The sequence below is a fragment of the Algoriphagus kandeliae genome (assembly GCF_004571135.1).
GTDB lineage: Bacteria > Bacteroidota > Bacteroidia > Cytophagales > Cyclobacteriaceae > Algoriphagus > Algoriphagus kandeliae.
On sequence record NZ_SPSB01000008.1, the window covers coordinates 1 to 8,411 of the forward strand.

Annotated in this window: 1 protein-coding gene; it reads left to right on the forward strand. The window is 43.2% G+C overall.

The window, feature by feature from the left end; translation table 11 throughout:
* A partial coding sequence (locus E4S40_RS17005; protein ID WP_135077155.1) for an HYR domain-containing protein occupies positions 1-8,411 on the forward strand: 8,411 nt, incomplete at both ends.

Sequence of the window (8,411 nt, forward strand, 5' to 3'; positions counted from 1 at the left end):
GGCAGAAAGTCCGGGGTTGGTAGCCAACAATTGGATTCAGAACAAGGGTAACCGCCGTACGGTATTTTTGTATTACAATTCCCATTTGAATTTTTACCACAACAGCATCAATGCGATAAATAGCAGTGGTTCAGCCTATTCGATCCAATATGATGGAGCTTTTGGACAGTCAGGTAACCGGATAGTAAACAACATTTTCAAAGCCAATGTGGCCGAGGCGGTGTATGTGTCCAATTCCAATGCTTTGGAGCAGATGGACTACAACGATCTGTTTACTTCGGGTTCGTTTTTGGCCCGAATAGGCAATGAGCAATATGGGGATTTAACTGCATGGCGCAACCGCTGGGCTGTGGATGCAAATTCCTTAAACGAAGACCCATTATTTGTGTCTGACACGGATTTGACTCCTCAGAACCCTGTTCTTACGGAAGCAGGTATAGATTTGACAGCTTTTGTGTCTATTGATATCGATAATAACCCAAGAACGGTTCCAGTAAGTATAGGTGCGGTGGAATTTGCTCAGGCTGGTGATCCTTTAATTGGAGAATATACCATCGACCCATCTGGAACTGGGGATCGGAATTTTATTTCTTTTGCAGCTGCTTCTGAGGCTTTACGTGTGAATGGTGTGGCTGGTCAAGTGGACTTTTTAGTGGCCGATGGCACCTATGAAGAGCAGTTGAATTTCGGTTCAGTACCGGGTGCCTCTTCTGGCTATTCTGTGAATTTCAAGTCAGCAAGTAATGATCCTTTGGCGGTGGTGATTGTCCATTCAGATACTTACACGATAAAGTTGGATAATGCAGAGCATTATAGTTTCTCGAATTTAACTTTCAAAACCTTAGGAACTGCTCAGGTGATCCAGGTTAGAAATCGAGGAGTCAATCTTCTTTTTGAAAATAACATCATTGAAAACCCTTCTACAACCAATACTTCTGGGATTAGGGGAGGTATAGATATTTCCGGAACTTTCACTGAAAACATTAGAATTGTTAAAAACAAAATTTCAGGAGGAGCCTATGGTATTTATGTAAAAGGTGCGAGTTCATCATCAAAGGCTGGTCAAATAATCGTAGCTGAAAATGAATTGAATGATGTCTACTACCGGTCTATTTATTTGAATTATACCGAATATCCACAAGTAATTGGAAATACGATCAGTACATCCTCTTCCGCTGATCAAATTGCCATTTTGATTGAAAATACGTCTGGAGGATCGTTGGTTAAGAATAATAGGGTATCCAGTAATTTGGGCAATGCACTAAGAATAGTCAATGCTGCGGGAAGTACAGCTAATCCAAATTTAGTCTATAATAATTTCCTTCAAGGAAGTGGAAACAACCGTACGGTTTACTTTTCAAATACCAATCATCTTTTATTCTACCATAATTCTGTTTGGAACCAAGGTAGTGGAGCTGCCATAGAGTATGCTTCCAGCGGTTCGAATAATCAGTTGGTAAATAATATTTTCCAGGGAACTAATGGCTACGCACTTCGAATTGGTGCGACAGGAGCATTTACCACAATAGATTATAATAACCTGCTCACCATGGGGACTTTTCTGGGTAGATGGGGCAATACGGATACTTCAGACCTAGAAAACTGGAAATTGACTTCAGGTCAAGACGCTAACTCGCTTACTGTGGATTCCAAATTTATAAGTGCCACAGATTTGACTCCGCAGGAAGAAGCTTTAGCGGTAAATGGTACGGATTTGACAGCCATCGTATCAGATGATATCAATGGAGTACCTCGATTTGTACCTGTAAGTATCGGTGCAGTTCAGTTTTTCTCTGAGAGCGGAAGAGATTTAGCTTTGGTTGAAATTTCGACTCCTAGTTCTGCCTGCTTGCTGACTGATCAAGAACAAGTGACAGTCAGGATCACAAACGTGGGAAGTTCATTTGCTGGAAATATCTCTCTTTCTTATCAAATCAACGGAGGATCGGTGGTGACAGAGGCTTTGCCAGCATCTGTAGTATTAGCACCCGGGCAATCATACAATTATACTTTTGAGTCCCAAGCGGACCTTAGTATGAAAGGAGAGTACTCAATATTAGTTAGTATAGTGGAAGATGATGAAAACCTGACCAATAATTTATTAGAGAAAAGTTTGACTCATTTCCCTGAACCAATCGTCACACTTACTCCGGATACAGTAATTTGTAAGGGTGGTGGAGTATTCCTTTCAGCAACTGGTGGAGTTTCTTATTTCTGGAATAATGGAGTTAATTCTTCGGCTCAGTTTGTTTATCCTGAAGTAACTACAACCTACACGGTGTTTATCACTGATGAAAACGGCTGTACGGTAGAGCGTTCAGTAACAGTTACCGTAGAATCTGTTCCGGAAATTTTTGTCGTAGGAAGTGGAGAATACACAAATCGTTTCGTGTCCCCAGAGGTAGGAACTAGCGCTACTGAATTTGTTTTCAGGTTTAAGTATGTAGAAAAATCCGGCTATTTACCTGAGTCCGGTTTTCCTAAACTCACCTTGAGAAGTTTCTTAGAGACTCGAGAACTGATCATGGAAGAAGAAGATCCTGCTGACCAAGATGTTACGGATGGGAAAATATATAGAATAAGTGCTAATAACCTCACTGAAGATGCAGATTGGGAAAGCGAGATAAGAGTAAAGCATAGCGAAGGCTGTGAGGTATCAAGTGGATTTCTATCCCTGCCGCTGGTTTCAAGCGACTTGTTGGATGTAGCCATTTTTGCTGATGATATTTTATTCAGTGATAATGCACCAGCAATAGGTGAGGAATTTACGCTCACAGCTAGGGTAAGAAATACCTCTGATTTCCCTGCTGAAAACTTTATTGTATCTCTCTACGATGATGATGTGTTCATCGATTCAAGAACGATCCAATTTTTGGGTGCGCAGTCAATAACAGAGATAAGTTTTAATTATAGTTTTCTTACCCCTGGATACCATGAGGTCAAAGTTGTTCTAGACGATACGAATGTTCTAGATGAGAAAAACGAGCTTAATAATTTTGCCATCCGATTCTATGCATTGCCTGAAGGTATCAATGTCACAGCTGGCTTAAATAATTCTGTTATTTATCCAGGAGGTTCTTTCACGCTCTCTGGTGTGGCAAATTATTTCGGACTTGATCCATCTGTTACCCCGAAAGTTTCTGGAGCCACAGTTAGGATTGTCCTAAGTGATGGAGGAGAATTCACCACCTCGACTAATTCCAATGGTGGTTTTTGGAGGTCCTTTACCGGTCCTTTGGATTTGGGCGTATATACTTTATCCGGTGAGGTGGATGATGGAAGGTATATTCAGCCATTTGGCCCCTATGTTTTTGAAGTGGTTGAGGATGATCGAGAAATCATCCCAAAACCCGATTTGGCAGCTTCAATTATTATGGACCAAAAAGTAGGAAGAAATCATTTTCTCAGAACTGAGACAATAACAGGCGTTGCAAAAATTACCAATAGAGGAGATGCTCCTGCTGAGAATTTTGTGTTCCGATACACTTCCTGTGAGGGGGTAATAGGCGAGGTGTTTATCCCTATTCTTCAACCGGGAGAATTTATTGAGTATCCATTTGTTACCTCTATTTTGAATGATGACTTGTTAAATACTTGTAACAGTTCTCTTGATTATTGTTCATTCACAGCTATTGCAGATCCTTTGAATGTAGTAGAAGAAAAATCCGAGGCAAATAATTCGGTAAATCAGAAGTACAAAATATATCCAGAAAAGCCTGATTTATTACCTAGTTACTCCGCTTCAAACCGCATTAGTCAGAACTTATACTCCTATAATTTGGAGGATGATTATACAATATGGATTAGTGCCCGAAATCTTGGTGGACTTCCAGTAGAAACACCGTTTTCCATAAATGTATATATCAATGATAATTTGGCAGATTCAAAATTGATTTCGGACCCTGTTGCTGTTTGTAGAAATATTTCTTTTTATAAGGTGACTTTCAAATTTGAAACAACTGAAGATAAGGTAGTTCGAATTGTTGTAGATGATCCGCTTGGAAGTGGAGTCATCGATGAGTATGATGAGGTTAATAATGTTACCGAAGAATTTACCCTTAAGTATGTTCCTAAAAGGCCAAATTTAGTAGTTCAGGATTATTGGTTCAAAGTAGAACCGGCAAATCCAAAGCCTGGCGAACAGTTTAAAATCAAAACCTATTTTAATAATAGTGGGGAAATAGATGTGATCCCTCCCTTCTACAATTCATTTACACAAAATGAAAATGGTGTTGAGACGGTTTTTGAAAATCAAATTCTTGACACCTTGAAAATTCGAGAAAGAAGGGCGGATAGTATCTTCACCAGTATTTCAGCTTATGGAAATAATTTAATAACCTATCGTACTGACTCAAGGTCAGAGGTTATTGAATTGTCTGAATTTGACAACGTAGCATCTGCGAAATTATGTACAGAGTTGTATCCTCAAGTAAGTTTGAATTCCAATAGTTGGTTAGGTGGTTTCCAGGTGTTTACTGAGCAATTCTTAACTGTATATGTTAGAAATGATGGCCTTTTTGAAGGGGAGGATGTTTCAGTAAAATTCTATCTGGATGATGTTGTAATTGGCTCTACTGTATTGGATAAGGTGCCACAAGGAGGAAGTTGGGTTGCTCTCCCATATATTTTTACAGAGGCAGGTACTTTCACACTTAAAGTTATCCTAGATGAAGAAAACACCATCATCGAATGTAACGAGGGGAATAATGAGTTTAGCAGACAAATCACGATCACTACACCGGGTCCGGATTTGAAAGTCGAGACACAGTTTATCTCTCCGTCTAAACTGAATCCGGATTTAAATGAGGAAGTGAATTTCTTTGTTTCCTATGAAAATATCGGGGTAGTTCCTGCCGGTCCATTTAAGGTTAGGTTATTAGTGGATGGAATTCAATTGGGTGAAGATGTAGAGGTAAGTGGATTGGCGGCTGGTGAAGATGGAACAGTGGCTATGACTACATCTTATTCCTCCGCGATTGGCGGCTTGAAACCCGTGGAAGCTATTGTCGATGTGTTGGAAGAGCAAGCTGACCCGAATAGAAGAAACAACACAGCTATAAGAAATATTTTTGTGGGAGATGCTCCTAATCTTCGATTTGCAGGCTTGTTATTCAGTAATGACTGCCCGGAATCTGGTGAGGAAATGACCGTAACCGCTAAGGTTGTCAATGAAGGTGATGTGGGAACGAATTCTACCCTAAAACTTTATTATAAATCAGGAGAAGCACTTGACTTCATTTCGGAAGAATCTATTTCTGTAGATCCAAGAGATACAATTGAAGTGAGTGTTCCTATAATTTTGCTTAGCAATACTTTTAGTATTTATGCCGAGCTTTCTGGTGCCAATCCAATCGAATACAATGATTTGGACAACACTATTGAGCAATCATTCTGTCAAGAAACAGTTCAATATGCTTTAAATACCAGTGTAATTGGTCAGGGTATTATTCAAAGAGAACCAAATCTTAACCTTTATAATGAAGGTTCAGATTTGACGCTCACTGCAATACCTGCAGAAGGTTGGAGTTTTGCTCAATGGTCAGGAGATATTTCGGGAAATCAAAACCCTTACCTTTTTACGATTAACCAAGAATTTAATGTAGTAGCGGAGTTTACAGAAAACTATCGTATCAGGCTAAAAGTCACCAATGAATCCTGTTTTGAAGCTGCAGATGGGCGTCTTGAGGTGGACATATTTGCCGGATTAGCTCCTTACATTGTAGAATGGTATAAAAACGGCGAGCTTTTGCCTGATTCAGGTACAATCATCAGTAGCCTTTCTGCAGGGTTGTATGAGGTTCGTGTCACTGATTCTAATTCGGTTACTTTGACAGAGCAGGAAGAAATCATTGTGGGTGACTTCCAATACCCAATCGTGGTAATTCCTACAAATGTTTCTGTCTTCTTGGATCAAAACGGTCTAGGTTCCCTTTCAATTGAAGAAATAAATGATGAGTCCTTTGATAACTGTGGAATCAAATCCAAATTCTTTAATGACGGCTTATCAACACTTGAATTCAATTGTACAGATGTAGGACAGACTATTTCGGTTGATTTCAAAGTTGAGGATACTAATGGAAATGTATCTGTGAAAAACTTTAATGTGACTGTTCAGGATCAGGTGAAGCCAACCATCACGGGCATGCCAGAAAACATCGAAATCAGTAATGATGAAGGTGTTTGCGAAGCAGTGGTGAGCTGGACTGAACCACAAGCAGCGGACAACTGCGGAATAGAAAGCTTTGCTGCTGACCAGGTGAACGGATCAGTCTTCCCGGTAGGAACGACTACGGTCACCTACACGGCTACGGACATCCATGGCAACATTGAAACAGCGAGCTTCACGGTGACGGTGAACGATAGCGAGAAACCGGTAATCACGGGCATGCCAGAAAACATCGAAATCAGTAATGATGCTGGGGATTGCGGAGCGGTGGCAACCTGGACGGCACCGAGTGCTGCAGACAACTGTGAAATTGCCAGCTTGACTTCGGACTATGCTTCGGGAAATCTGTTCCCGGTAGGCACCACGACGGTTACCTACACGGCTACGGACATCCATGGCAATACCGAGACAGCGAGCTTCACGGTGACGGTCAATGATTCCGAGAAGCCAACCATCACAAATGTTCCATCAGATATCATTATTGACAATGATCTGAATACTTGCGGAGCAGTGGTGAGCTGGGCAGAGCCGCAAGCAGCGGACAACTGCGGAATAGAAAGCTTTGCTGCTGACCAGGTGAACGGATCAACCTTCCCTGTTGGAACGACCACGGTCACCTACACAGCTACGGACATCCATGGCAACATAGAAACAGCGAGCTTCACGGTAACGGTGAACGATACCGAGAAGCCAACCATCACAAATGTCCCATCAGATATCATTATTGACAATGATCTGAATACTTGCGGAGCAGTGGTGAGCTGGGCAGAGCCGCAAGCAGCGGACAACTGCGGAATAGAAAGCTTTGCTGCTGACCATGTGAACGGATCAGTCTTCCCGGTAGGATCGACTACGGTCACCTACACAGCTACGGACATCCACGGTAATACCGAAACAGCGAGCTTTACGGTGACGGTGAACGACACCGAGAAGCCAGTGATCACCAATATTCCTGCAAACATCGAAATCAGCAATGATGCTGGGGATTGCGGAGCGGTGGCAACCTGGACGGCACCAAATGCAGCCGACAACTGTGAAATTGCCAGCTTGACTTCCGACTATGCTTCGGGAGATCTGTTCCCGGTAGGCACCACGACGGTCACCTACACGGCTACGGACATCCATGGCAACATTGAAACAGCGAGCTTCACGGTGACGGTGAACGACACCGAGAAGCCAGTGATCACCAATATTCCTGCAAACATCGAAATCAGCAATGATGCTGGGGATTGCGGAGCGGTGGTGAGCTGGGCAGAGCCACAAGCAGCGGACAACTGCGGAATAGAAAGCTTTGCTGCTGACCAGGTGAACGGATCAACCTTCCCGGTAGGCACCACGACGATAACCTACACGGCTACGGACATCCATGGCAACATAGAAACAGCGAGCTTCACGGTGACGGTGAACGATAGCGAGAAACCGGTAATCACGGGCATGCCAGAAAACATCGAAATCAGTAATGATGCAGGCGTTTGCGAAGCAGTGGTGAGCTGGGCAGAGCCGCAAGCAGCGGACAACTGCGGAATAGAAAGCTTCTCTTCTGACCAGGTGAACGGATCAGTCTTCCCGGTAGGAACGACCACGGTCACCTACACGGCTACGGACATCCATGGCAACATTGAAACAGCGAGCTTCACGGTGACGGTGAACGATAGCGAGAAACCGGTAATCACGGGCATGCCAGAAAACATCGAAATCAGTAATGATGAAGGTGTTTGCGAAGCAGTGGTGAGCTGGGCAGAGCCGCGAGCAGCGGACAACTGCGGAATTGCCAGCTTGACTTCCGACTATGCTTCGGGAGATCTGTTCCCGGTAGGAACGACCACGGTTACCTACACGGCTACGGACATCCATGGCAACATTGAAACAGCGAGCTTCACGGTGACGGTGAACGATAGCGAGAAACCATTGATCACAAATGTTCCATCGGATATCATTATTGATAATGATCTGAATACTTGCGGAGCGGTGGTGAGCTGGACTGAACCACAAGCAGCGGACAACTGCGGAATAGAAAGCTTCTCTTCTAACCAGGTGAACGGATCAGTCTTCCCGGTAGGAACGACCACGGTCACCTACACGGCTACGGACATCCATGGCAATTCCGAGACGGCGAGCTTCACTGTGACTGTTACGGATAATGAGCTTCCTGTCATCACGAATGTTCCGACCAACATCACGGTGAACAACGATGCGGGATTCTGCGGAGCAGTGGTAACCTGGACTGAACCGATTGCTTCGGACA